We start from the raw sequence: 22,305 nt of genomic DNA, 5'->3' as shown, positions 1-22,305 counted from the left end.
AAATATTAATGACTATTCAAAACCTCGGCTATATGCAGGACCTTGATTGGCTTTCCTCTTCGTTGTATTCTACCGCCAATATTCATTAGACATCCTGCATCGGCACCAATCAGATAATCAGCCTCTGTTTCCTCGATATGGTGGACTTTTTCATCAACCATCTGCTCCGAAATTTTGGCCATTTTTACGGAGAAGGTCCCGCCAAACCCGCAGCATTGCTCTTTACCCGGTAATTCCGTTAGTCTCAACCCTTTGACATTTTTTAAGAGTGTTATTGGCGCTTCCTTTACTCCGAGCAGCCTTGTCATATGACAGGAGGTATGATAGGTTACTGTGCCTTCAAAAGTTGCCCCAACGTCTTCCACTTTTAAGACATCAACAATAAATTGGGTAAGTTCATAGGTTTTTTCCGCCAAATTTCTCGCCTTAGATTCCCAAACAGGATCTCCTTTGAAGATATGAGGATATTCCTTAAACATAAAAGCACATGAACCAGATGGGGTTACCACATATTCCGCCTTTTCAAACGTTTCAATCATCATTTTCATCGCTTCTTTGGATTCACTTGTATACCCGCTATTATATGCCGGCTGCCCGCAGCATACTTGTGATTCAGGAAACTCAACCTTACAGCCAAGCCGCTCTAATAACTCCACAGTGGCTTTCCCTACGTTGCTCTGGAACATGTCAACAAGGCAGGTCACGAATAAACTCACTTTCATTTTGTATGTCATCCCCTTATTGGAAAATGAAGCAGCCCGAAAATTCGGGAAACTCTTTAATAAAATTATATTAGGGAAATACTATTTTAGGAAGTGGTTAAACTATTTCTGTGCTTCGGAAAGGAGGCACTGATGAAGAATAACCTATCTTATACATTTAGGAGGTTCAAAATGGGAATTTTGAGCGGTAACCCAAAAGAAGAGCCATTACATTATGGCGAGGTTTTTGATATCTGGGCTTCAGATTTAGCTGGAAACGCCATGATCGCTGGTTATCAAACAATGTTAAATCATGCTGGGGATGAAGACTTAAAAAAATTGTTACGAGAGGCAATAGAGCTGGGACAGCAGGAAAAGAAGCAAGTCGAAGAACTGTTAAAAGAAAATGGCGTTGGATTGCCTCCCGCACAGCCGGAACCACCGGAAGCATGCCTTGAGGATATTCCAATTGGAGCAAGAATCCCTGATCCTGCGATTGCAGCAACCCTCGCTGCTGATATAGCGGCTGGCCTGGTTACGTGCAGCGGAATTATTGGCAAATCCATTAGAGAAGATGTTGCCATGATGTATGGCCAATTTCATAACCAAAAAGCGGCACTCGGTGCTAAGGTTCTTCGTTTGAATAAGGAAAAAGGCTGGCTTATCCCTCCACCATTGCATCTTAATAAACATGGTGACTGTTAGAATCTCATATAACCCCAAAAAGCTTGTAGTTGAATCTGTAAACCAGAGACATCTACAAGCTTTTTAATTCCGAATAGAAGACCTCCTGAACTGTTCCACAACTTCCTAACCTCTATATTTGTTTACGTTTTCTAACTATCTCTCCTAACGTCAATATGCCAAGAGTGAATATCAAACTTAAAAAGACATTGTAATAAACATGAAGCTCCTCCATGATCGTCAAAGCAGATAGGTAGATAAGGGTTCCAGCTCCACCATATATCAAACTTGGAAATTGAAGAATTAAGGACGAAAAAAACGTGCTAGTCCAAACCACAATCGAAATACTGATCACTATTCCGAGGATCACTAATAAGAACTTTCCTTGTGTTAACGTGCTTATCACCAAAGCATTATCCAAACTAATAAAAAAATTAGCGATTAATATGTACTTGACGGCTTGAAAAATACTTTCGCCTTTATTTCGAACGTGATTTATATCGATAATTAACTTTGTTGCAATCAGAACTAAAACTAGACCGCTTGCCAGTTTAACATACGGTATCATCTGAATTAAAATTGACAGTGCCGATAAAAATATGTAAATCAAACTAATTCCGATTAATGACCATATCAAAACATGCTTTCTTTTAGTAATTGGAAGTTCACGTATTACAATACCGATAATAAGTGCACTGTCCACACTCATAATTAAATTGATGAAGATTACTTGCAATAAATCAATTAAAATCTGGACCTCCATTAAAATAAATCTCCTCAGTCACCACAGTTTTTTACTATTCTATTCTTTGAAACATTAAGATAGTATTGTTTGTTTCTTTGGATATGAAAATGACTGAAATTTCGCCTTCAGCCTTTTCATATGTTAAAACAATGAAAATCTACCCATTCTTTTTTTCACACTTCCCTATATATTAATAGTGAGCCGGGCAACTTTAGTCCCTTTCATCCAGAAGCAACCTGAATGAATGAATGGTCCTATTTATATTAAAAAGGTGGGGAGAATATGGTAAGAAAACTGGCTGTTGCGATAATTCATGGAATTGGCAGACAAGACAAAGACTTCGCTGCGGGAATGATACAGTTACTTAATAAAAATTTTGCCAGCAAGGTTGGTAGTTTGGTTGATGACCCTTCGTCCCAGCTAATATTTCAGCCAATTCATTGGTCAAAGGTGTTGGAGGAACGTGAGGAAAATTTGTACCAAAAGATTGTTCACGATACGAATTTGGATTATCAGGCACTTCGCAAATTTTCCATTCATTACTTAGGTGATGTCATAGCCTATCAACCAGTTGAATCAGCAAAGCATAATTATGAACGAATTCATGAAAATATCAGCGAAAACCTTAGCACTCTGGCCAAAAGCGCTGGCAGTCACGCTCCTTTATGCATCATCTCTCATAGTCTAGGCTCTGTTCTGGCCAGCAATTTTTTCTATGATTTGCAAACTAAACAAATCGAAGAGACTGGTAAACTTACGCCTTTAGAAAGAGGAGATACATTGACCTTATTTTATACTCTGGGAACAGCCCTGCCATTGTGGAGTTTGCGCTACCATAATTTTGATCGCCCGCTCAATATCCCCTCTCCTAAACTAAAAAAGTATTACTCTAATGTTAACGGTGAATGGATTAACTTTTATGATAAAGATGATATTCTTGGCTACCCGTTAAAAACCATTAACGATGTATATAAAAACGCTGTTAACGAAGATCGGGAAGTAAACGTTGGCAATTTATTAACAAGCTGGAATCCACTGTGTCACACTAGTTATTTTACGGACAAGGACGTCATAAATGGAATTGTTGAAGGGTTGGTTACAACATGGAGACAAGTGAATAATCGCTAATTCTTTTTGGCAAAATGGGGATGGTTCTGTAACCATCCCCATTCTTTTTTTAAATAATCATACAATATCTTTGCATGTTACATAATACTAGTATACAATATTATTAAGTAACATATATTGAGGGGCAAATAAGATGGAATATGTTGAAGCGCTTAGGGATATCAAGCAAATCAATGCAATCAAGAAATATTTAAAGGAACACTCGGAGCGGGATTATGTTCTGTTTGTATTTGGTATTAACACTGGATTAAAAATTACTGAAATGCTGGAGGTGAAGGTTGGTGATGTTCTAGAAAATGAAAAAGTAAAAAGTTTTTATAGATATTTCTATCACGGGGCAATCAAGGAAATCTATCTTAACCAAAAGGTGAAGAATGCCATTCACCATTATGTCCAAACCAATCAATTACGGGATGAAGATTACTTATTCAAATCCGGTAAAACAGATAAACCGATTACACGCCAGCAAGCCTATCGAATTATTCATCAAACAGCAGAAGCTGTTGGCATTAAAGGAAAAATTGGTACCAATTCCATGCGAAAAACCTTTGGCTATCATGCTTATAAACGAGGCGTGGCCATATCCCTGCTGCAAAAACAATTCAATCATTCAACCCCTTCAGAAACATTAAAATACCTTGGAATCTCCAAGGACGAAAAGATTAGAACTGAAATTGATGTGAATCTTTAATGAAATACTTTTTGAGGAGGAATTGTTAATGAATATTCGTGAAATCGAACTTCCTGGAATCGGGAAAAAATATGAAGCCATCACCAAAAACAAAGACAAAATTGTTGTGATCATTCATGATGACGGCAGACGAGACATTTATCATTTTGATCAGGACGATTATGAGGAGGCCGTAGCCAGTACCTCGTTTGATGATACAGAAGCACGGCAGATTGCCGCGATAATCGGCGGAATGACGTATGCGCCAAAGGCATTGGAAACTATTGAAATGGCCTTCGATGAATTATTGATTGAATGGTTTAAGGTTGAGCCTAAAGCCCCCGCAGTGAACCAAACAATCGGACAGCTGGAAATTCGTCAGTCCTATGAGGTAAATATTATTGCCGTTCTTAAGCAACGTAACCACAAAAAGATTCATACCCCTGGTCCTGAAACTCTATTAGAAGAAGGTGATACTGTGATCGTCTCCGGACAGCGCAATCAAGTAAAAATGTTTGTAAAAGAAATTCTTTCAAGAAGGGACGGGTGATACTAGATGACAAACACCTTGCTTTTTGAAGTCGGTACCGCACTTGTCCTTGTTGCTCTCACTGCCCTTTTGGCCGGAAAGCTGAAATTCTCCATTATCCCGTTTCTCATCCTTTTGGGGATGGCAGTTGGTCCACATGCCCCACAAATTTGGATTTTTGACCTCACTTTTATTGAAAGCTCAGAAATTATCGAGTTTTTTGGCCGAATAGGAGTCCTGTTTTTATTATTTTACCTGGGAATTGAATTCTCGGTAGGAAAATTAATTCGTTCAGGCCGTTCCATAGTGGTTGGTGGAACGATTTATGTGGCACTAAACTTCACGTTAGGTTTAATTTATGGGTTCTTTACAGGATTCCCGATTATGGAAACGTTAATTATTGCCGGACTTGTAAGTGTGTCCTCATCTGCCATTGTTGCCAAGGTGCTCGTCGACTTAAGACGGACAGCCAATTCTGAAACTGAATTAATTTTGGGAATCATCCTATTCGATGATATTTTTCTGGCGTTATTCCTTTCGATTATGTCAGGACTGCTGTTAGGTGGTTCCACTACCATTTTTGGCACGATCATTTCCGTGTTAATATCGCTTGGATACATGCTTATCTTTTTTGTTATTGCCCGCAAAGGAACACCCATTGTTAACAAACTATTAGATATTAAGTCTAATGAAATCTTTATCCTCGTGATTTTTGCCGCGCTGTTTTTTGTCGCAGGTTTTTCCGAAAAACTCCATGTCGCTGAAGCCATCGGTGCCCTATTGTTAGGATTGGCGTTATCCGAAACAAAACACCGGGAAAGAATTGAACACTTGGTCATACCCTTTAGAGACTTCTTTGGCGCATTATTCTTTTTCAGTTTCGGTTTAAGTATTGATCCATTTAGCCTAGGCGGAGCTGTGTGGCTTGCTTTAGGGGCTGTTGTCCTTACCATCCTTAGCAACTTTGTAGCTGGAATGATTTCCGGGAGATTAGCTGGATTATCTAACAAAGCATCCTCCAATATCGGGTTGACAATCGTTTCGAGAGGCGAGTTTTCGATCATTGTTGCTAACCTCGGCCTTGCTGGCGGGTTAATGCCAATCCTAAAACCGTTCACAGCCGTTTATGTATTAATCCTGGCCATTATCGGGCCGCTATTAACCAAGGAATCTAAAAATATATATAAATTTCTCAATAAGATTTTTAAATGGGACACCAAGACAATAAATCGCAAGAAATCTATACCTCAGAACCCTGCCGAAGATCAAAGTAGCCCTGGAGTTTAATACGTATGTAAGGAGGCTCTTTTCAATGGGCATCGAGTTAGCAATATTATTGTTAACATATGTCATTTTATTGGTTATGGCTTATCTAGTCATGATTTTAACAACGGAAAAAGAGGAACGCAGCCTAATCATTATTAATCAGGCTTATAATCATGCTTTTTCCGTTTTCTTTTTCGGCATTCTCATCGTGATTACGCTCATAAAATTACCGACCATCACGTTTGATCATCAAACGACCAGCTATTTACTTCTTACAAGTAAATTTCTTTCCGCCCTGACACTTGGTATCAGCACCTTCATGTTAAGAAAGTATTTTTATAAATGATAAAAACCAGAATGGATTATTCCCACTCTGGTTTTTGATATTTCTATACGTTTTCTCCGTTCGATGCAATAACCTGCTTATACCAGTCAAACGATTTCTTTTTTGATCTTTCGAGCGTTCCGTTACCTTCATTGTCTCTGTCCACATAAATAAAGCCGTAGCGTTTTTTCATTTCCCCCGTAGTGAAGGATACGCAGTCAATACAGCCCCACGGTGTATAGCCCATGACCTCGACACCATCGAGTTCAATTGCCTTTTCCATTTCTTTAATATGGGCACCCAAATAATCGATCCGATAATCATCATTGACTGTACCATCTGCTTCCTTTACATCAATGGCGCCAAAGCCATTTTCAACGATAAAGATTGGCAGCTCATAGCGCTCGTACAATTGATTTAAAGAATAGCGCAACCCAACAGGGTCAATTTGCCAGCCCCAATCCGATGCTTTTACGTAAGGATTTTTCACACTTGCATGGGAACCAACGACCTTCTCTCCATCTTGTTCATTTGTGCCGCTTTTCACCGCATCGGACATATAATAGCTGATTCCTATGTAGTCCACCGTTCCTTCTGCCAAAATCTTCTCGTCACCTGGCTCCATTTTGATATTGTAGCCTTTTCGTTCAAATTCCTTTAAGGCGTATGTAGGATAGTGGCCTCGACAATGGATATCTCCAAAGAACCAGCGGGCATGCATCGATTCCACTTGCAGCATCATGTCTTCCGGGTTACAGGAGTACGGATAGATTGGAACAAATGCAATCATGCAGCCAATTTGAAAATCAGGATTAATCTCATGCCCAGCCTTTACCACCATGGCACTGGCCACAAGCTGGTGGTGTGCAGACTGGTACATCACTTCCTCCGGATTCTCGCCTTCCTCACAGCGAACCCCAGAGTTTGTCCATAAAAAGATCGGATTTCCCGTATTCATTTGGTTATTGATTTCATTAAACGTCATCCAATACTTCACTTTGTCCTTATAACGCTCCATTACCGTAGTAGAATAACGGACGAAGAAATCAACTAATTTCCGATTGCGCCAGCCGCCATATTCCTTTGCCAAATGGTACGGTACTTCAAAATGGCTTAATGTAATAACTGGTTCTATTCCATGCTTTAACAACTCATCAAACAGGTCATCATAAAATTTTAAACCTTCTTCGTTTGGTTGTGTTTCATCACCTTTTGGAAAAATCCTTGTCCAATTGATGCTGGTCCGGAAGCATTTAAAGCCCATTTCTGCAAATAAAGCGATATCTTCTTTATAATGACCATAAAAATCAATCGCTACATGATTGGGATAATATTTGCCTTCTACTACTCCATCCGTAATTTCTCGTGGTACACCATGAGCCCCTGCTGTCATCACATCGGCAACACTCGGACCTTTTCCGCCTTTATTCCATCCTCCTTCTACTTGATGGGCGGCTACAGCCCCGCCCCATAGAAAATCTTTTGAAAAAGCCATTACCATTTCCTCCTATAAAAAAATTCCAACAACTAAGTTTACCATTCCACTGCTGAGCTTGTAATCCGTTTTACCCCACGAATGGAGGCGACTTCTTCCACAAGTCTCTTCATAGCGAGATTCTTTTGTTTGGCCTCAATCATGATATCAAAATCGCGGTTGAGCTCCTTGGCCATTTTAATAAAAGGGAGCACAAAGTCTATTGAAACATTGTCAGCATGAGATCGATATTCCTTATCTGTCTTTGGTGAGGAAATATGAACCTTAGGAACAATTCCCCGATGATCCCAGGTGTTAAAAATCCTTGGCAAATACTGCTCCAGGGCTACTTCCCCTTTATTTGCCATATAGTGATGGTAATCGAAAACCATCGGAACATTTTCCTCCTCGCAAGCAAGCAAGGTTTCTTCCACATTATACGTTTTATCGTCATTTTCAAGGCTCATATGTTTTTTTATTTCATCCGGCAGCTTTTTCAAATTTTGATGAAATCGAATTAAAGAGGTTTCTTTATCCCCATAGGCGCCGCCGATATGAATATTGATGACTCCCTTTTCCAGCCCATTCATGGCTTGGAGCATCTTATAATGGTATTCCATATCCTTTACGGCATTTACAGTCACTTCATCACGGTGACTCGTAAAAAGTGTAAATTGATTCGGATGAAAGCTCGGCCGAATCTGAAATTTTTTGATAATTTGGCCAAGCTCCTTCCATTCCTTTTTAAACGGGGTGATAAAATCCCACATCACTTCCGGATGGGTCGCTAATGGGACGAGCCCGCTGGAGAACCTATATAATTCGATTTCATGAGCAATATTGTAATAGAGAATCCTTTTTGTATGGTTTAAATTTTCGGCCGTTACCCTTTTCAGAGTATCCATTCGTTCATGTTTTTCTAGTTTAGCGTACCGCGTGAAAGTTAACGTTTTTGAAGGACTTGCATCCCAGAGACCTAATGCATTTGCCACATAGCCGAATCGTATTTTCATCATGCATCCTCTTTACGTGAAGTATTCGATTTTTGCCTCTGGAAAATAGGTATGGATATAGCCCCCAAGTGTGTCCTTAATATCCTCTTGTTCCTCATTTGTGTATACGTACTTGCCGATTCCATATTTTCCCCATTTATATTTCCGTTTTGATTCATCGAGTTCTAATTTAGTCATGGGGTAATTTTTTTCAATGACCCGTTTGGCTGGTTTGGTGAACCGATGCTGAATCATCTCAAAGGTTAAATCCTTTTTGGCGTAAGCAGGTAATTCAGCCTCCAATTTTTCAAACATTTCCTTGTAACCTTCTTTCCAGCCATCATGCAAGTAAATCGGGGCAATGATAAAGCCTAAGGGATACTCCGCTTGCGCTACCTTTTTTGCCGCCTCGATTCTTTCATCCCTTCTTGATGTTCCTGGTTCGAACGTTTTGATAATATATTCATCATTCATACTAAACCGAAATCGGGTACGGCCATTGTGCTTGGCATCGAGTAAATGGTCAACATGGGCGAATTTCGTGACAAAACGGAGTTTCCCATACTCCGATTGTCCAAAAAACTCAATGGCTTTCTTTAAGGTATGTGTTAAATGATCGACCCCAACAATGTCTGAAGTACACGAAGCTTCAAATCTTGTAGGCTCTGGGGCTCGTTCCTTCATATATTTTTCGGCAGCTTCGAAAATATCATCAATGTTTACGTATGTACGAATATACGGTTTGCTTCCCATTGTCGTTTGCAGGTAACAATAATGGCAATGTCCCATACACCCTGTCACGAAGGGTATAGCGTATTCCGCAGAAGGTTTTGATGTATCGAATTTCAGGGTTTTCCTGATGCCTACTACCAGGGTCGATTTGGCAATCCGATATTTTTGAAAATCGGTTTCCCCAGGCAGATTGCGAATCTGGTTATGTGAGGTAGTCTCCCTAACTTCAATCCCCATATCTGTGAATTTATTCACCAATTCTTTTCCAAGCGGATACTCTAAGGCTGCGGGTTCAACATAGACAAGCTGTGGGATAAACGGCTTAACCATAATAATCATCCTCCATTTCTGTGTGTCCAAATGCCTCTTGATAGGCATTTTCAGCCTCAGTCAAACTTGAAAAAACGGCTACCTCATCATTTAAAGGATAATACGTTTCATACACAAATAGCGCCAGGTCCCCCGGTGAATCAGGATCCTGAACGACGGCAGCCTCCTGAACATTCGCGACATCCTGAGCATGCGGATTTCGAATAATTACATAGACAACTTGACCCGGTTGAAAGGTTTGGTTCATTGTCTTGTCATCTCCCTACACATTTTGCTTAGTTTTCTCCTAACCTCGGTTTGTTAATCCTTTGTTAATATGACGCTTTTAGGAAAATAATATCTTTTAAAAAGAGCAAATGGAGGGATGCCACATGAAGAAAAAAGTCATTCAAGATATTAAAAATAACGCTTTGCCAATAAGAGGAATCGACGATTTACAACCGCTTTTGGAGGAAATCAATGGAGTGCAATATGTTTTATTAGGGGAGTCATCACACGGAACCTCTGACTATTACAAGATTCGGGCCGAACTCACGAAAAAATTTATTGTTGAAAAAGGGTTCACCTTTATAGCTGTTGAAGGCGACTGGCCTGCCTGCCAGGAAGTGAACCGCTTTATAAAAGGTTACAGTTCTAACTATTCTGATGCCAGGGAAGTGTTACGGTCGTTTAACCGCTGGCCTACATGGATGTGGGCCAATGAAGAATTAATTGACTTAATACAGTGGTTAAAGACCTATAATCAGGCGCTTCCTTCTGATCAGAAGGTCGGCTTTTATGGAGTTGACGTATATAGCTTGTGGGAGTCAATGGAAGAGATACTTGGATATTTGAAAAGTATAAACTCACCGGATCTGGAGGCTGCAAAAAGAGCGTTTGCCTGTTTTGAGCCATTTAACCGTGAACCGCAAATGTATGGGGTGTCTGCTTCGTTATACTCAGAGGGCTGTCGCGATGAGGTTATTAAGCTTTTAAGGGATATTGTTTACAATAAGAAGAAATATGTGAGTTCAGAGGAAAGTCAGTTAAACCTTGAAGTCAATGCCATTGTGACAGCCAATGCCGAAAACTATTACCGCACGATGGTGTTAAATGATAATGAGTCCTGGAATATTCGCGACCGCCATATGGTTGAGGTGATTAAAAAAATCAGTGACTTTTATGGCACTGCCGCCAAGGGGATTATATGGGAGCACAATACCCATGTTGGGGATGCTCGGGCGACTGATATGGCCGACGAGGGCCTTGTGAATGTCGGGCAACTGATCAGGGAGCAAATAGGCGAGGAGAAAGTTTTTATTGTCGGGTTTGGAACTCATCATGGGACAGTAATCGCGGCGGATGCCTGGGGCGCGGATTTTGAGAGGATGGTTGTACCCCCTGCCGCGGATGGCAGTTGGGAAGATTTAATGTTTCGAGCTGGGCCCTTTGATAAACTCCTGATTTTTAATGAAGAAAATCGGAAGCTATTTAAAGGGCGGAATGGAAATCGGGCCATTGGGGTGGTTTATGACCCTCGTTATGAGCACTACGGGAATTATGTCCCGTCTGTAATGTCCCAGCGGTACGATGCTTTTATTTTTATTAATTCGACGAATGCGCTGCAACCGTTGGAGGTGGAGAGGGTGTTTGTGTAAGGGGTGAATGAATAGACGGCAGAATCTACGTGACCGGTTTGATTGGAATTACTGGGTGATGGGCACGTAGACTTGGAGATTCTTTACAAAACCAATACATACTGTATTTGGTTGGGTGAGATTGCCGTTACAGCATGAATCTTATACCCAATACTGAGCAGTTGGGATAATGTTTCCGCACAATAGGGATGCGGCGGTTCAGTTGGTGCATGATAGCTCTTATATAATTTGATAAATTGATTATCAATGGTACAGTTAAGCAAAGTGACATGTCTCCCTGTCCATGCCTGCCCGATAATCGGTTCTGGCTGCATTTGTCTTATCCATCTCAACTTGATACACCCTTACCTAATTGATACCCTAGTTTATGTATGGAACTTTTACAGTGACCGTGCCGGTGAGAAAAATAAATGCATCGGGAATTATGAAGTAATTTTATTACCCTTCACTATGTAAATTTCGAGGCTTTGGTCACTATGGAACATTCATAGTGACCACTTTTGGTAAAATGTCAAGGTCACGGGCGTTATGAAGAGGTCATAGTTACCTTGCAGGTAAAAATATCGAAGCCTTGGGCGTTATAATCCCTTCATAGTTACTGTCCCAATGAAAATTTCGTAGATTCGGGCGTTATGAACCCTTTATAGTTACCGTCCCTGTGAAAAGTTCGTAGATTTAGGCGTTATGACGCCTTCATAGTTACCGTCCCTGTGAAAAGTTCGTAGATTTAGGCGTTATGACGCCTTCATAGTTACCGTCCCGATAAAAATATCGAAGCCTCGGGCGTTATAAACCCTTCATAGTTACCGTACCAATGAAAATTTCGAAGCTTCGGGCGTTATGAACTCTTCATAGTGACCGTACCGGTGAAAATCTCGAAGCTTCGGGCGTTATGAACCCTTCATAGTGACCACGTCGATATAAATATCAAAGCCTCGGGCGTTATGAACCCATCATAGTGACCACGTCGATAAAAATATCAAAGCCTCGGGCGTTATGAACCCTTCAAAGCAACCGCCATTATGAACCAGTCAAACAAATAAACAACCAAAACCATTAATCAAAAAAATGTCCCCATCTATTTAAGGGACATTTTTATATTCTTATTTATTCAAGTAATGATACAGCGCCCCATAAAGATTAGCATCATTCCGGTACTGGCATAAAACCAAATTCGGAGATGCTGCATGGTGTGGATTACTCTTCTTAATTTCTTGTATCGCCCAATTCAGCCGTTCCAGCAAGATGTGCTGGGAGCTGATTCCACCGCCAATCGCAAACAATACAGGATCCAGTATGTATTGCAGGTTTAGGATTTGCACTGCTAAGTTTAGGCAGAACTCGTCGAATATGACCATGGCTTCTTCGTCATTGCGGTTAATAAATTCGAATACCGCTTCCCCATCTTTTAAGTTCTCCAGTTGTTTCACTGCGGCAATTCGCTGCACCATTCTGACTGCCGAGCAATCATATCCAACAAAACTTGCCCTTTTAGTAATAGGGTCGAACCCATCCATGACATAACTTACTTCACCAGCAGACAGATTCACACCTCTGTGAACCTTACCATTTAGAATTATTCCTCCGCCTACACCGCTGCCAAGCACTAATACTACGGCATCTTTTTTCCCTTTCACACTACCCAGCCATAATTCTGCCATAGCGGCACATTTGCCATCATTTTCAATCGATACATTTTTCCCGTATTTGTCCTGGATGGTTTTTACCAAGTTTACTTCATGCAAAAACGGAAACGAGCCGCCATAATAAATGGTGCCTGACTCTATATCAATGACTCCCGGACAGCTGATCGCAATCCCCTCGATTGTAGTTAAATCCTGTTCTTCAATAATTGAAAAAAGCATTTCTTCAAAGTGTGCCAAGTTTGTTCTCGGTGCCGGCTTCTTATTTTTTTCGGTAATATTCCCTGCTTCATCCATAAGTGCATATTTTGCAAACGTCCCGCCGATGTCAATTACTAAATACATTTCTGCCTCCGAATTTGGAAAATTTATATATCTTTAATTCATTCTACCATGCTTTTTCGAAAAAGAATTACAATTCTAGGCGAGTGAATGAAAAACTTAGGCTTCTTAATGTGTGGAGTCTTGCAGTCAGCAAGAACAAATCATGATCGTTATTTTTTACGTACTCCTCAATGATGGTAAGCCCTTTTATAAACCAATCTACTAAATAATGAGTATATTTACCATCCCAATCAAACATATTGATTCTCAACAGTTCATCAGCAATAATATGAAATTTGTACTCCTCAACAAGAAGTTTTACTTGAAACAATTTATCTGGATGAAACTTGCCGCTATTTTTATTTTCGTACTGTTTCTGAACAAATTTTATAAACTCATTAATATTTTCAGCCAGCATAATCGCCTTTTGCCTTTCAAACTTCATATCTCCATCCCCTCAGAACCTAATTCTACTAAGAAAATTGTATGTCTCATTTGACGTATCTAATACAAAAAGACGAGGCTGCCTACCACAGGCAATCTCGTCTCTATTTCTCCACAAATTATCGAACCAATTTGAGTCTCTCTCTGGCAGCAACATATTCACCATATAGTTTGTCAACAAACTCTCCTGCACCAGTGATTTCATGAACAGCGCCAATTCCCTGGCCGCAGCCCCAAATATCCTTCCACGCCTTTGCCTTCCCACTTCCGGAAAAATTCATCTTCGAAGGGTCACTTTCAGGTAGACTTTCTGGGTCTAAACCTGCTTTTCTGATTGATGGAGCCAAATAGTTTCCATGAACACCAGTGAACAGATTACTATAAACGATGTCATCAGAGGTTGACTCGACAATGGTTTGCTTATATTCTTCTACTGCATTGGCTTCGTGCGTTGCAATGAATGGCGAGCCGATATAGGCAAAATCAGCCCCCATGGCTTGAGCGGCCAGAACAGCGCCTCCAGTGGCAATAGATCCCGATAACGCCAATGGGCCATGGAACCACTCACGGATCTCCTGAATCAAGGCAAAGGGGCTCTTAACACCTGCATGACCGCCGGCACCAGTAGCAACGGCAATCAGTCCATCTGCCCCCTTTTCAATCGCTTTGTGAGCAAATTTGTTATTGATGATGTCGTGCATTACAATGCCGCCATAACTATGTATTGCGGTATTTACATCCTCCCGTGCCCCTAGAGACGTAATAATCATTGGAACCTTATATTTTATACACATTTCCACGTCATGCTCGAGCCTGTCATTAGACCTGTGAACAATTTGATTAATCGCAAATGGTGCTGCTGGATGGTCTGGATTCTTGGCGTTGTAAGATGCCAATTCCTCGGTAATTTCCGCCAGCCATTCATCTACCATTGAAGCGGGTCTCGCATTAAGTGCCGGCATGGAGCCAACGATTCCTGCTTTACACTGGGCAATGACCAATTTTGGATTACTAATGATAAAAAGCGGTGCCCCGATCACGGGCAAACGTAAACCTTGCAATATTGATGGAATGTTTGACATGAATTCTCTCTCCCATTTATAAGATTTTTAAAACTGCATCTGTGCTGAAGTGACCATCGTTTATCATTAATGCGTTCAATTGACCACCAAAGGCACATCCGCCATCGATACCAATGATACGATTTGGACCGAAATATACATCATTTTTCCTATGGATTCTTCTCGTTGGTGTATGTCCGAAAACGACGGTCTCTTGACTGTTGTATTCATAAATAAATTCGTCCCGAAGGTGAAGGAACTCCATTCTAGTGGTTTTTTCCAGCCCCTTCTTCGGACTGACTCCGGCATGGACGAAAATGAAATCTTTATCCCTTTTGAACAATGGGCATGACCGCAGAAAGGAAATTTGCTCTTGAAATTGTTCCACAATCAATTTTCTTATTTCGGTTTCTTTTTGTTCATTATGCAGCAGTTCAGAGTAGTCAACCCTGTCCAATCCAAGCCGGTTCAGGCAGCTATTTATCGTAGCAATACCGCCGGTCTTTCCGTAATAATAGAGTATTTCCTTTCCTTCCAGCCATCGTAAAAATAAATCATCGTGATTACCAAGCAAAGCAGTTGCTCCTTGACTGCACAAGTCTTTTACCCTATCTAACACCTCAATGCTTTCAGGTCCGGTGTCAACGTAATCACCTAAAAAAATGACTTCATTTGGCTGTGATTTTGTTTTATGCAATAGTTGGTCAAGCTCCTTGGCGCAACCATGAATATCCGAAATCGCAATTTGCTTCATTTTTCACCTCGCTATAAAACAATCTTGCAAGTGGCGGATGGTACTGGTAAAAGATAGGAATCTTCTAATCTTCATTTAATATTCAACAATAATAGTTAGAATTCCTTTTATTTTCAAAAAAGAACCCGTGATATTCTCTCGGGTTCGATTACACTACTATTCTTTAAGTCTTGGTTTAGTTGGATTACAGTTTGGCGGTTCTAGATTTGCCGATTCTGCCAGCTTCGTCAAATAATAGCATTCCTCGCGAAACATATGATCAGCCATTAACGGGGCGAATGTCCCCAATGCCTCCTTACTTAACCTTAATACTTCTATCTCTTGTAAAAAAACTTGGAATAATTTTATCTCCAGCTGCGTGTCGGTATTGAATTTTTTCAATGCCGGGAATGTCGACAGATTCGTTCTTAAATACCCTGCTAATTCAACAGCTTTAAGGTAAAAATCTTGAAAATTCTTCATAAATGCTTTGCTTTTTTCTTTTAATTTCTTTTCCACACCATCCATATTTGAGGTGATTGCTTCAGAATGACCAGCAGCATCCAATAACCAAACTTGGTGATGATGTAATTCATGATAAAACGGAGGAATTTGACCTCCTCTTAAATGTTGTAATATCCTAACATATTCCTCCAATTCATTGACCATGTGATTAAGGAAGGTAGGTGTGAGGTGAATTTTGATTTTACCGGTGAGGTGTCTTCTAATTAGTTCTAATTTAAACTCCCTTAATTTAATGACTTCTGGTTGTGCACGAGCCGCCAATTGCATTGAGTCACCGGAACTCGCCTGTCCGAGAAGTGTATCGAATACCCCAATAAAGGTTTGAGCCTGTTCAATTTCTGCCTGTTGAACAGGTGCTAGCCCCTCATGAATAAACCTCGAATGATCACCTAATATTTGAAGCCAGAAACGATGTTCAAACCTTGCTGTCCTTTCAAAGGCATCATTCATAGTTTGTACCTCCTGCTAAAAAATCATCACGCTATTTTGATTTTTATTCCTGCTTTTTGCTACTTATGACATATATCCCTAATACATGATGCTTAGATTAACATCTCATTCCTAATGGTAAACTGTGTCATCAATGTACCTGAATAGTTCTACTCCAATGAGCCACGATATATTTGTAAGACCAATTTTTAAGGAGATGATCAACTTGCATAAAAGGTGGGCAGCTTTGGTATTAACCTCTTCCCTCATTGGCTTAACTGGCTGTAATGCCGATAATCAAAATGCGGGTAACGATACAAGTAATAATGTAGGGATGAACAATATCAACAACAATATAAGTAACAATGATATGGCAAGGAGAAATGTTTCGAATCAAGATACACGGACAACTCGCGCTATCAGAAATGTTGAACGTTTACGAGAGGTAGATCAGGCGCATGTAGTGATTTCTAATAATGTTGCCTGGGTGACTGTCAGTCTGAACAGAGGCCAACAAAATACAGATGGAGACTTAACAGGCACTAGAAACGGAAACAGGGACAGAGACAGGAGTTACGAAAATAACCCGTCTCCTGATATTACTGGTACTGGAAGAGAAACTAATGACGGTACTGCTAATTTAGGAATAAATCCATCCAATGGCGGCGCAGGGACAAACACCAGCCTTTACAACAATAATGACGGTACTGGTGGAAGAAACGGAAATCATACAGATGCCGGAACTAATCGGATCACCGGAAACACAACTGATAACACAGATACTGACGTACATCAGAATAACTGGACAAACGGCTCCGACTTTAAAGAAGCGACAACTGTTTTAGAGCAAAAAATTGCCGACCAGGTAAGAAAAACTGATAAGAATATTAACAAAGTCTATATTTCCTACCATCAAGAATAAAGATATTACCTGCAAAGGCAATACCGAACGGTTTTATAGTTAAAAAACTGCCGATTTCGGGTGATCGGCAGTTTTCCTGGATTAAGCTTATTGTTGGTCAGCTACAAACACGCGATGCTCTTCGAAAAATTTATCCAAATCCCGTTTGCTGCTTTCTTCCATAATCCTAATGAAGTCAGCAGTAGTGGAAACGCCAAATTTCATTTCGTTGAAATAGGTGTGCATGGAAGCGTAAAATTGTTCATCCCCAAGTTCTTTGCGAAGGTCATCTACGGTTTTGGCTCCGTATCGGTATGCCATATTATAGTAACTAAAGACTCCCTCTTTACCCATTTCCTTAAATTTTTCAATCGAGTGAGAAAGATGATTTCCACCTAATCTTGAGTTGTCAATATTAAATGGTGTCTTCTCCAATCCATCATGTAACATCGCCGAAAAGCTGGCAAACGATTCATCCAGCCACGGTTCATCGTATTCATTATTTCCGATGATACCGTAGAACCATTGATGCCCAATCTCGTGCGCAGTCGTGGAGGCCACTCCTTCCACTTGGATTTGCGGTGCAATCGTAATCATCACCAACTGTGGATATTCCATGCCCCCAAACCAGCCTTCCATTGCGCAAATATCAAGTTCCGGCCATGGATATTGTCCAAATTTCTCACTGAATAACGAAATACTTTTTGTACCGGCATTTATCATGGTATCAACAAACTTAGCATGTTCCTCTTTATAGTACACATTAATATTTACATCCCCGGCTTTTGCCTGTTTGATTTTATAATTTGGATCCAATTCCATAGCAAAGTCGCGGACATTTTCTGCTTTATAACGATGTGTCGCTAGAGTGCCATTTAGAGTTGGTTCCCCGACCTCTGTACCAGTAGCAGCGATAACTTGCTCTTTTTCAGTAGTAAAGGTAACATCGAATTCGCCTGATAGTGAATAAAAGGACTCACCCGATGGGAAATACGGGTCCACGTTCCAGCCCTCCTCATCATAAACGGCAAGAATCGGGAACCAGTTTCCTAGCGAGGTCGTCGTTTTACTCCAACCGAAACGGTCCTCACCTTCTGGGATGGTTACGGAAAAATTCATTTCAACCTTAGCTTTCTCTGTTTTCTTTATTGGTACATCAGGTATATATAATGATGTTCCGTCCAGTGTATGACTGACTGGCTGGCCGTTTACCTTTACTTGATCAATTTCCACATTTCTATCCTTTTTCGAATTAGCTAAAAAAACTTGGGCATTACCCCAAACATTGAAATATAAATTATTTAAATCGACATCCAAATTATTGATAAATTCCACACTCATTGTGCCTGATACGACATGATTAGCAGAATCATATTTTACATCCATTACATATTTCGGATCTGCCGGCCCTCTTGTCTTGCTGCCAGGTCCGTTAAAAATTTCTACGCGTTTCTCTTCCTGGACCACCGGTTTTTCCTCTGTTGGCTTATTTTCTTCCGGTTTAGTCTGAGTATCTGCCAGCTTCTTTTCCTCAGTTTTCGGCTGGGCCACAGTCGGTTCCTTTTTTAAAGCGGTTACATTTTTATCAGCGCCTTCTAGCAAAATTAATGAGCCCAGAAACAGAATGAAAAAAATACCTAAACCAACCTTTGGTATCCTTGTGTTATTGCTATTTTTCGTAGAAGCAAGAGCGGTCCATCCAAGAAAAATCAAGAAACCCGCTAATGAAATAATCACAAAAATCAAGTTCATCCAAATCCCCCTTTTAATCTGACATTTTCCATTATACTAAATTTCTATTAATTTACAAAATAGCTTAAGATTGCTATTTTACAATAATGGAAGCGGGGTATCTTTCATAAAACAAAGAAACCCGAGATTAGCTCTCAGGTACCTTTTGTGGATGTTTAGTTTATGATTCCAAGCGTATTTTTGATATCATAATCCTGTTTCTTCCTCTATGAAGGGAGTTCCTTAACTTTTTCTTAAAAAGGCAAAAAGAAACCTCGAACTTTTTTATTTTATTCCTAATGCTTTTTTCGTCGCTGGTCCGACAATCCCGTCTGGTTTCAGTTTATGATCTGCTTGAAATTTCCGAAGGGCGTTTTCTGTATTAATTCCGAAAATCGAATCCGTCCCCTTGGTATTATAGCCAAGTGATGTCAGCTTCTGTTGCAGCTGCTTAACTGCAGAACCGCGGCTACCTTTCTTCAGTATTCCCCCGTTGGCATGACCGGTAACGGCCACACTGTCATTTCCAGTTACTTTAAAACCATTGGCTGTAGCAATGGCATTAAATGATTTCGCCGAGGAGGTAATAATAACGGGTGTATTAATTGGAACCTGAGCAAACAGCCACTCTACTTCCTCATCGTACATCCGCACACAACCGCTGCTTACATACCCGCCGATGGAACTTGGGTTGTTGTTTCCATGAATCGCATAAGTGGTCCCCCAGGTTCCGCGAGCGTTCAGTCCCAGCCACCGATTACCAAGCGGATTTCGGGGGTCTCCCCCAGGTATTTTCCCTTTATAATAAGGTCGATTTACAATTTTGTTTACAATTTTAAACTTCCCTTCAGGAGTCAAAGATTTGCTCCTTCCAGTACCTACTTTAAACTGTTTAATTAGCTGACCATTGTCATAGTAGGCAAGCAAGTTGTTAGTCTTATTGATGATAATTAATTTACCGCTGGCAGCAGCAGACCCATCCGGTACATTGACAAAAAAACTAGCCACTAACAGAAAGGCTAACACGAAAAAAGTTAACCATCTTCTTGGCAATTCGATCCCCCCATTACTTTCAATGACAATCCATACATCATATGTCGCAGGAGGATGTACGTACTACCTTTTTCCTAAAAATATTAAATAATATTTTTGGTAGAAGAGCCGGTACGTTTGTTCAAAAGATATTGGGAAAATTTTCAAAAAATTGAATACAACCAGCAAAAACATTAATAATTATGCAATTTTACCCATCATCACGAGTTTCCAAGTTTAGTATAATGGTAATACACCAAGATTTACCTTAGGTCAAAAAAATGAAGGCTTAAGGAGAGTGAGAAACAGTGTTAGTAGACATGATTTTCTCTGTTGTTATTGGTGGAACCGTTGGAATTGCCGGACATGTTCGGAAACATGGCAAAATGGTCATTCCTCGCCGAACAAAAAAGTTTCTTTACCTTGGTTTTTTGGAAGAAATGCTTCTGGGTGCAATCGCCGCACTTCTTCTGGTTTTGTATACCGCCCCTAATTCCTATGTAGAAACAATCATCTTTTCGCTACTTGCCGGAATAACCGGTGATGCCGCCCTTTCCAGCTACAAGCTAATTAAGCAAAACAATGATGATCAGTAAGATGAATCCTATTTCATGGGTAAAAAAGGAGCCTGAGTTTAAAACTCAGGCTCTTCCCACCTTATGTCCCGCACGCAACATCTACCATAGCTAGCATAGCTAGCTATTCAAGCTTCCTTTTAACCAGGCACGAGGACGATAGGGGCCCACAGGTATTTGGATGAGACTCGTTATTTTTTTCGGCTCAGCTTCGTAAAGTTCATCACATTGCTTGACATCAAAACCTAATAGCGGGTGTCCACCCAAGCCTAAAGCGCACGACTTCAAGAGCAGCCGTTGCAGCAAGATACCGGTTTCCATCTGCTGAATTCGGTATCCTCTATAGCCCAGTTCCTCTTTAAGGTGATCCTTGCCGCCAACTATATGAAGGGTGAGCGGAACTTGAAACAAATTGACATTAGGCATAGTTAACCCATTTTGCAAAGCCTCACGGAAATCCCCATTTGTTATTCTTGAAAGTGCGTGGGCACTTTTCTCATAGGCATAAGCACCATTCGGGACACCCTCCACGTTATAAAAAAAGCCATGTAAGGATAACCGAGGATTGTCATTCTCCTGTGCAGAGTCAAGGTCATTTTGATACGAAAAGGAGAACGTCTCTTTTAACAAAGTGGAGATAGCTTCCAGTCTGACTTTCCCCATTATAAAATCAATATCAGGAGAATGTCTCTCTCTGCAAACAGATGCAAGATCGTAGGATAAGGACTCCGTAAATGGCAGCATAATAAATTCCGCAGCAAAGGACTTTTTCATACGATCATTTTTTTTCGTTTTTACGAATGACTCTGTACTTTCTAGCATGGATGCTTCATTCATCTGTTTAAGCAGCGGGTAATCAAGGACCCTCTTTGAACGGTTATAGGTTTCTGTCTTTAACAATGGCACTTCCCTCGACAATTCCGCAGCAGAAACATGTTCTTTTTCATTACATTGGATAGACGGGTAAATGGATAAAGGAATAACAGCATAAACACTTTCGTCTTGTTCTGAAAGCCCTAGCAAATGATTAATCGAACGATCAAGAAATTGGTAACATACCCGGGAAGAGAAGCCTATCACATCGGCTACTTCCAAGGCTTGCCCAATGACTACACCGGCATCCAAACCTTGGAGCCGATAGGAGAAGTTATTATATTTATAGAAATTCTTCCAAAAGACTGTTGAGACAAACACTGTGCAGAAACAATCGGAAACATCAACATTTCCAAGACCTCGACGCAAGTAGGAATCGTAATTTCCTTCTCGGAGTAAATCGAGGCGGTGATGAGCCGCATCATAATGGTAGATTCCTGTTGGTACGTCCTCCAGTTTTAAATACACATATAATTCATTGGGATACAATGCCCCTCCAGATGGTACAAATCTTCGCAGTAACTGGACATAGCTTACAGTGGACGGATCCACGGGATTCTGAAGGAAGGCAGATTGAGCATATTGTGTTTGACCGTATACATACCATAAGTAATCACTAAGTTCCCCTAATCCAGGTTCCGCATGAGCTTCTCGTCTGCTCAAAGTTAATGGTGTATCGCCGCTCAGGGTAATTGTAGGTAAGCCCACGTACAATTTATAGGGAAGTGGCGCATCCGCCCAATCTACTTCCCAATCGGGCGGAGAAAGTTTTTCCGTGTCAAAGTGAAGGTTATGCAGAAAGGTTTCCAATTTCAAATGTA

Annotated in this window: 24 protein-coding genes; 9 read left to right on the top strand and 15 right to left on the bottom strand. The window is 40.6% G+C overall.

Annotated features, from left to right (window positions below):
- Positions 1-5: 5 nt before the first annotated feature.
- Entirely contained in the window at positions 6-722 is a 717-nt protein-coding gene (locus ACZ43M_RS10825; protein WP_464507411.1) for a (Fe-S)-binding protein, read from the bottom strand.
- A gap of 171 nt (positions 723-893) precedes the next feature.
- Here ACZ43M_RS10825 and ACZ43M_RS10820 point away from each other — a divergent pair, with 171 nt between their 5' ends.
- Entirely contained in the window at positions 894-1,406 is a 513-nt protein-coding gene (locus tag ACZ43M_RS10820; protein WP_464507410.1) for a DUF3231 family protein, read from the top strand.
- Between the two features lie 112 nt (positions 1,407-1,518).
- On the opposite strand, the gene ACZ43M_RS10815 is transcribed toward ACZ43M_RS10820, so the two are convergent.
- Entirely contained in the window at positions 1,519-2,148 is a 630-nt protein-coding gene (locus tag ACZ43M_RS10815) for a TerC family protein (protein WP_464507409.1), read from the bottom strand.
- 264 nt (positions 2,149-2,412) lie between these two features.
- On the opposite strand from ACZ43M_RS10815, the gene ACZ43M_RS10810 reads away from it, so the two are divergent.
- From ACZ43M_RS10810 to ACZ43M_RS10790, 5 genes are all read left to right on the top strand, one after another.
- Complete coding sequence (locus ACZ43M_RS10810) at positions 2,413-3,258, top strand: chemotaxis protein (protein WP_464507408.1); 846 nt, start codon at positions 2,413-2,415, stop codon at positions 3,256-3,258.
- A gap of 133 nt (positions 3,259-3,391) precedes the next feature.
- Positions 3,392-3,949, top strand: coding sequence for a tyrosine-type recombinase/integrase (locus tag ACZ43M_RS10805; protein WP_464507407.1), 558 nt, complete (start codon positions 3,392-3,394; stop codon positions 3,947-3,949).
- Between the two features lie 28 nt (positions 3,950-3,977).
- Positions 3,978-4,478, top strand: coding sequence for a cation:proton antiporter regulatory subunit (locus ACZ43M_RS10800; RefSeq protein WP_464507406.1), 501 nt, complete (start codon positions 3,978-3,980; stop codon positions 4,476-4,478).
- A 6-nt stretch (positions 4,479-4,484) separates the two neighbouring features.
- On the top strand, positions 4,485-5,744 hold the full coding sequence (locus tag ACZ43M_RS10795; protein WP_464507405.1) for a cation:proton antiporter: 1,260 nt from the start codon (positions 4,485-4,487) through the stop codon (positions 5,742-5,744).
- Positions 5,745-5,769: 25 nt separating this feature from the next.
- On the top strand, positions 5,770-6,069 hold the full coding sequence (locus ACZ43M_RS10790; protein ID WP_464507404.1) for a hypothetical protein: 300 nt from the start codon (positions 5,770-5,772) through the stop codon (positions 6,067-6,069).
- A 43-nt stretch (positions 6,070-6,112) separates the two neighbouring features.
- On the opposite strand, the gene ACZ43M_RS10785 is transcribed toward ACZ43M_RS10790, so the two are convergent.
- From ACZ43M_RS10785 to ACZ43M_RS10770, 4 genes are read right to left on the bottom strand one after another with little or no spacing between them, the layout of a single operon-like run.
- Positions 6,113-7,543 (bottom strand): 6-phospho-beta-glucosidase, encoded by a 1,431-nt coding sequence (locus ACZ43M_RS10785; RefSeq protein ID WP_464507403.1) that lies wholly within the window; start codon positions 7,541-7,543, stop codon positions 6,113-6,115.
- A 38-nt stretch (positions 7,544-7,581) separates the two neighbouring features.
- On the bottom strand, positions 7,582-8,535 hold the full coding sequence (uvsE, locus tag ACZ43M_RS10780) for a UV DNA damage repair endonuclease UvsE (protein ID WP_464508004.1): 954 nt from the start codon (positions 8,533-8,535) through the stop codon (positions 7,582-7,584).
- A gap of 12 nt (positions 8,536-8,547) precedes the next feature.
- Positions 8,548-9,576, bottom strand: a complete 1,029-nt coding sequence (gene splB, locus ACZ43M_RS10775) for a spore photoproduct lyase (protein WP_464507402.1) — start codon at positions 9,574-9,576, stop codon at positions 8,548-8,550.
- On the bottom strand, positions 9,569-9,823 hold the full coding sequence (locus ACZ43M_RS10770) for a transcriptional regulator SplA domain-containing protein (RefSeq protein WP_464507401.1): 255 nt from the start codon (positions 9,821-9,823) through the stop codon (positions 9,569-9,571). Before ACZ43M_RS10770 ends, splB begins: the two co-directional genes overlap by 8 nt.
- A gap of 124 nt (positions 9,824-9,947) precedes the next feature.
- Here ACZ43M_RS10770 and ACZ43M_RS10765 point away from each other — a divergent pair, with 124 nt between their 5' ends.
- Positions 9,948-11,213 carry an erythromycin esterase family protein gene (locus ACZ43M_RS10765; protein WP_464507400.1) on the top strand — a complete coding sequence of 422 codons (1,266 nt, stop codon included), beginning with the start codon at positions 9,948-9,950 and terminating at the stop codon, positions 11,211-11,213.
- Positions 11,214-11,296: 83 nt separating this feature from the next.
- Here the strand turns inward: ACZ43M_RS10765 and ACZ43M_RS10760 are convergent, their stop codons facing one another.
- From ACZ43M_RS10760 to ACZ43M_RS10735, 6 genes are all read right to left on the bottom strand, one after another.
- A complete protein-coding gene (locus tag ACZ43M_RS10760) occupies positions 11,297-11,545 on the bottom strand; it encodes a hypothetical protein (protein WP_464507399.1) in 249 nt (82 codons plus the stop codon).
- 771 nt (positions 11,546-12,316) lie between these two features.
- A complete protein-coding gene (locus ACZ43M_RS10755) occupies positions 12,317-13,201 on the bottom strand; it encodes an ROK family protein (RefSeq protein ID WP_464507398.1) in 885 nt (294 codons plus the stop codon).
- A 67-nt stretch (positions 13,202-13,268) separates the two neighbouring features.
- Positions 13,269-13,625 (bottom strand): hypothetical protein, encoded by a 357-nt coding sequence (locus ACZ43M_RS10750; protein ID WP_464507397.1) that lies wholly within the window; start codon positions 13,623-13,625, stop codon positions 13,269-13,271.
- A 118-nt stretch (positions 13,626-13,743) separates the two neighbouring features.
- The gene (locus ACZ43M_RS10745; RefSeq protein ID WP_464507396.1) at positions 13,744-14,706 is read right to left on the bottom strand and encodes an NAD(P)H-dependent flavin oxidoreductase; all 963 of its coding nucleotides are present in this window, start codon (positions 14,704-14,706) and stop codon (positions 13,744-13,746) included.
- Positions 14,707-14,722: 16 nt separating this feature from the next.
- Positions 14,723-15,439: a metallophosphoesterase family protein gene (locus ACZ43M_RS10740; protein WP_464507395.1), complete on the bottom strand. Its 717-nt coding sequence runs from the start codon at positions 15,437-15,439 to the stop codon at positions 14,723-14,725.
- 156 nt (positions 15,440-15,595) lie between these two features.
- On the bottom strand, positions 15,596-16,393 hold the full coding sequence (locus ACZ43M_RS10735; RefSeq protein ID WP_464507393.1) for a DUF2935 domain-containing protein: 798 nt from the start codon (positions 16,391-16,393) through the stop codon (positions 15,596-15,598).
- A gap of 205 nt (positions 16,394-16,598) precedes the next feature.
- On the opposite strand from ACZ43M_RS10735, the gene ACZ43M_RS10730 reads away from it, so the two are divergent.
- Positions 16,599-17,294, top strand: a complete 696-nt coding sequence (locus tag ACZ43M_RS10730) for a hypothetical protein (protein ID WP_464507392.1) — start codon at positions 16,599-16,601, stop codon at positions 17,292-17,294.
- 87 nt (positions 17,295-17,381) lie between these two features.
- On the opposite strand, the gene ACZ43M_RS10725 is transcribed toward ACZ43M_RS10730, so the two are convergent.
- Entirely contained in the window at positions 17,382-19,025 is a 1,644-nt protein-coding gene (locus ACZ43M_RS10725; RefSeq protein WP_464507391.1) for a M1 family metallopeptidase, read from the bottom strand.
- Positions 19,026-19,289: 264 nt separating this feature from the next.
- On the bottom strand, positions 19,290-20,057 hold the full coding sequence (locus ACZ43M_RS10720; RefSeq protein WP_464507390.1) for a L,D-transpeptidase family protein: 768 nt from the start codon (positions 20,055-20,057) through the stop codon (positions 19,290-19,292).
- Positions 20,058-20,344: 287 nt separating this feature from the next.
- Between ACZ43M_RS10720 and ACZ43M_RS10715 the strand changes: the two genes are divergently transcribed.
- On the top strand, positions 20,345-20,632 hold the full coding sequence (locus ACZ43M_RS10715) for a DUF4257 domain-containing protein (RefSeq protein WP_464507389.1): 288 nt from the start codon (positions 20,345-20,347) through the stop codon (positions 20,630-20,632).
- Between the two features lie 99 nt (positions 20,633-20,731).
- Here the strand turns inward: ACZ43M_RS10715 and ACZ43M_RS10710 are convergent, their stop codons facing one another.
- Positions 20,732-22,300, bottom strand: coding sequence for a SagB family peptide dehydrogenase (locus ACZ43M_RS10710; RefSeq protein ID WP_464507388.1), 1,569 nt, complete (start codon positions 22,298-22,300; stop codon positions 20,732-20,734).
- Positions 22,301-22,305: the final 5 nt, after the last annotated feature.

The organism is Neobacillus sp. B24 (genome assembly GCF_055381825.1).
The sequence above is the reverse complement of the archived record's forward strand: the minus strand, read 5'-3'. Positions and strand labels throughout refer to the sequence as shown.

Bases quoted from the DNA above. Each gene is read 5' to 3' on its own strand.
- ACZ43M_RS10825 (WP_464507411.1), bottom strand. From the start codon at position 722: ATGAAAGTGAGTTTATTCGTGACCTGCCTTGTTGACATGTTCCAGAGC.
- ACZ43M_RS10820 (WP_464507410.1), top strand. From the start codon at position 894: ATGGGAATTTTGAGCGGTAACCCAAAAGAAGAGCCATTACATTATGGC.
- ACZ43M_RS10815 (WP_464507409.1), bottom strand. From the start codon at position 2,148: ATGGAGGTCCAGATTTTAATTGATTTATTGCAAGTAATCTTCATCAAT.
- ACZ43M_RS10810 (WP_464507408.1), top strand. From the start codon at position 2,413: ATGGTAAGAAAACTGGCTGTTGCGATAATTCATGGAATTGGCAGACAA.
- ACZ43M_RS10805 (WP_464507407.1), top strand. From the start codon at position 3,392: ATGGAATATGTTGAAGCGCTTAGGGATATCAAGCAAATCAATGCAATC.
- ACZ43M_RS10800 (WP_464507406.1), top strand. From the start codon at position 3,978: ATGAATATTCGTGAAATCGAACTTCCTGGAATCGGGAAAAAATATGAA.
- ACZ43M_RS10795 (WP_464507405.1), top strand. From the start codon at position 4,485: ATGACAAACACCTTGCTTTTTGAAGTCGGTACCGCACTTGTCCTTGTT.
- ACZ43M_RS10790 (WP_464507404.1), top strand. From the start codon at position 5,770: ATGGGCATCGAGTTAGCAATATTATTGTTAACATATGTCATTTTATTG.
- ACZ43M_RS10785 (WP_464507403.1), bottom strand. From the start codon at position 7,543: ATGGCTTTTTCAAAAGATTTTCTATGGGGCGGGGCTGTAGCCGCCCAT.
- uvsE (WP_464508004.1), bottom strand. From the start codon at position 8,535: ATGAAAATACGATTCGGCTATGTGGCAAATGCATTAGGTCTCTGGGAT.
- splB (WP_464507402.1), bottom strand. From the start codon at position 9,576: ATGGTTAAGCCGTTTATCCCACAGCTTGTCTATGTTGAACCCGCAGCC.
- ACZ43M_RS10770 (WP_464507401.1), bottom strand. From the start codon at position 9,823: ATGAACCAAACCTTTCAACCGGGTCAAGTTGTCTATGTAATTATTCGA.
- ACZ43M_RS10765 (WP_464507400.1), top strand. From the start codon at position 9,948: ATGAAGAAAAAAGTCATTCAAGATATTAAAAATAACGCTTTGCCAATA.
- ACZ43M_RS10755 (WP_464507398.1), bottom strand. From the start codon at position 13,201: ATGTATTTAGTAATTGACATCGGCGGGACGTTTGCAAAATATGCACTT.
- ACZ43M_RS10750 (WP_464507397.1), bottom strand. From the start codon at position 13,625: ATGAAGTTTGAAAGGCAAAAGGCGATTATGCTGGCTGAAAATATTAAT.
- ACZ43M_RS10745 (WP_464507396.1), bottom strand. From the start codon at position 14,706: ATGTCAAACATTCCATCAATATTGCAAGGTTTACGTTTGCCCGTGATC.
- ACZ43M_RS10740 (WP_464507395.1), bottom strand. From the start codon at position 15,439: ATGAAGCAAATTGCGATTTCGGATATTCATGGTTGCGCCAAGGAGCTT.
- ACZ43M_RS10735 (WP_464507393.1), bottom strand. From the start codon at position 16,393: ATGAATGATGCCTTTGAAAGGACAGCAAGGTTTGAACATCGTTTCTGG.
- ACZ43M_RS10725 (WP_464507391.1), bottom strand. From the start codon at position 19,025: ATGAACTTGATTTTTGTGATTATTTCATTAGCGGGTTTCTTGATTTTT.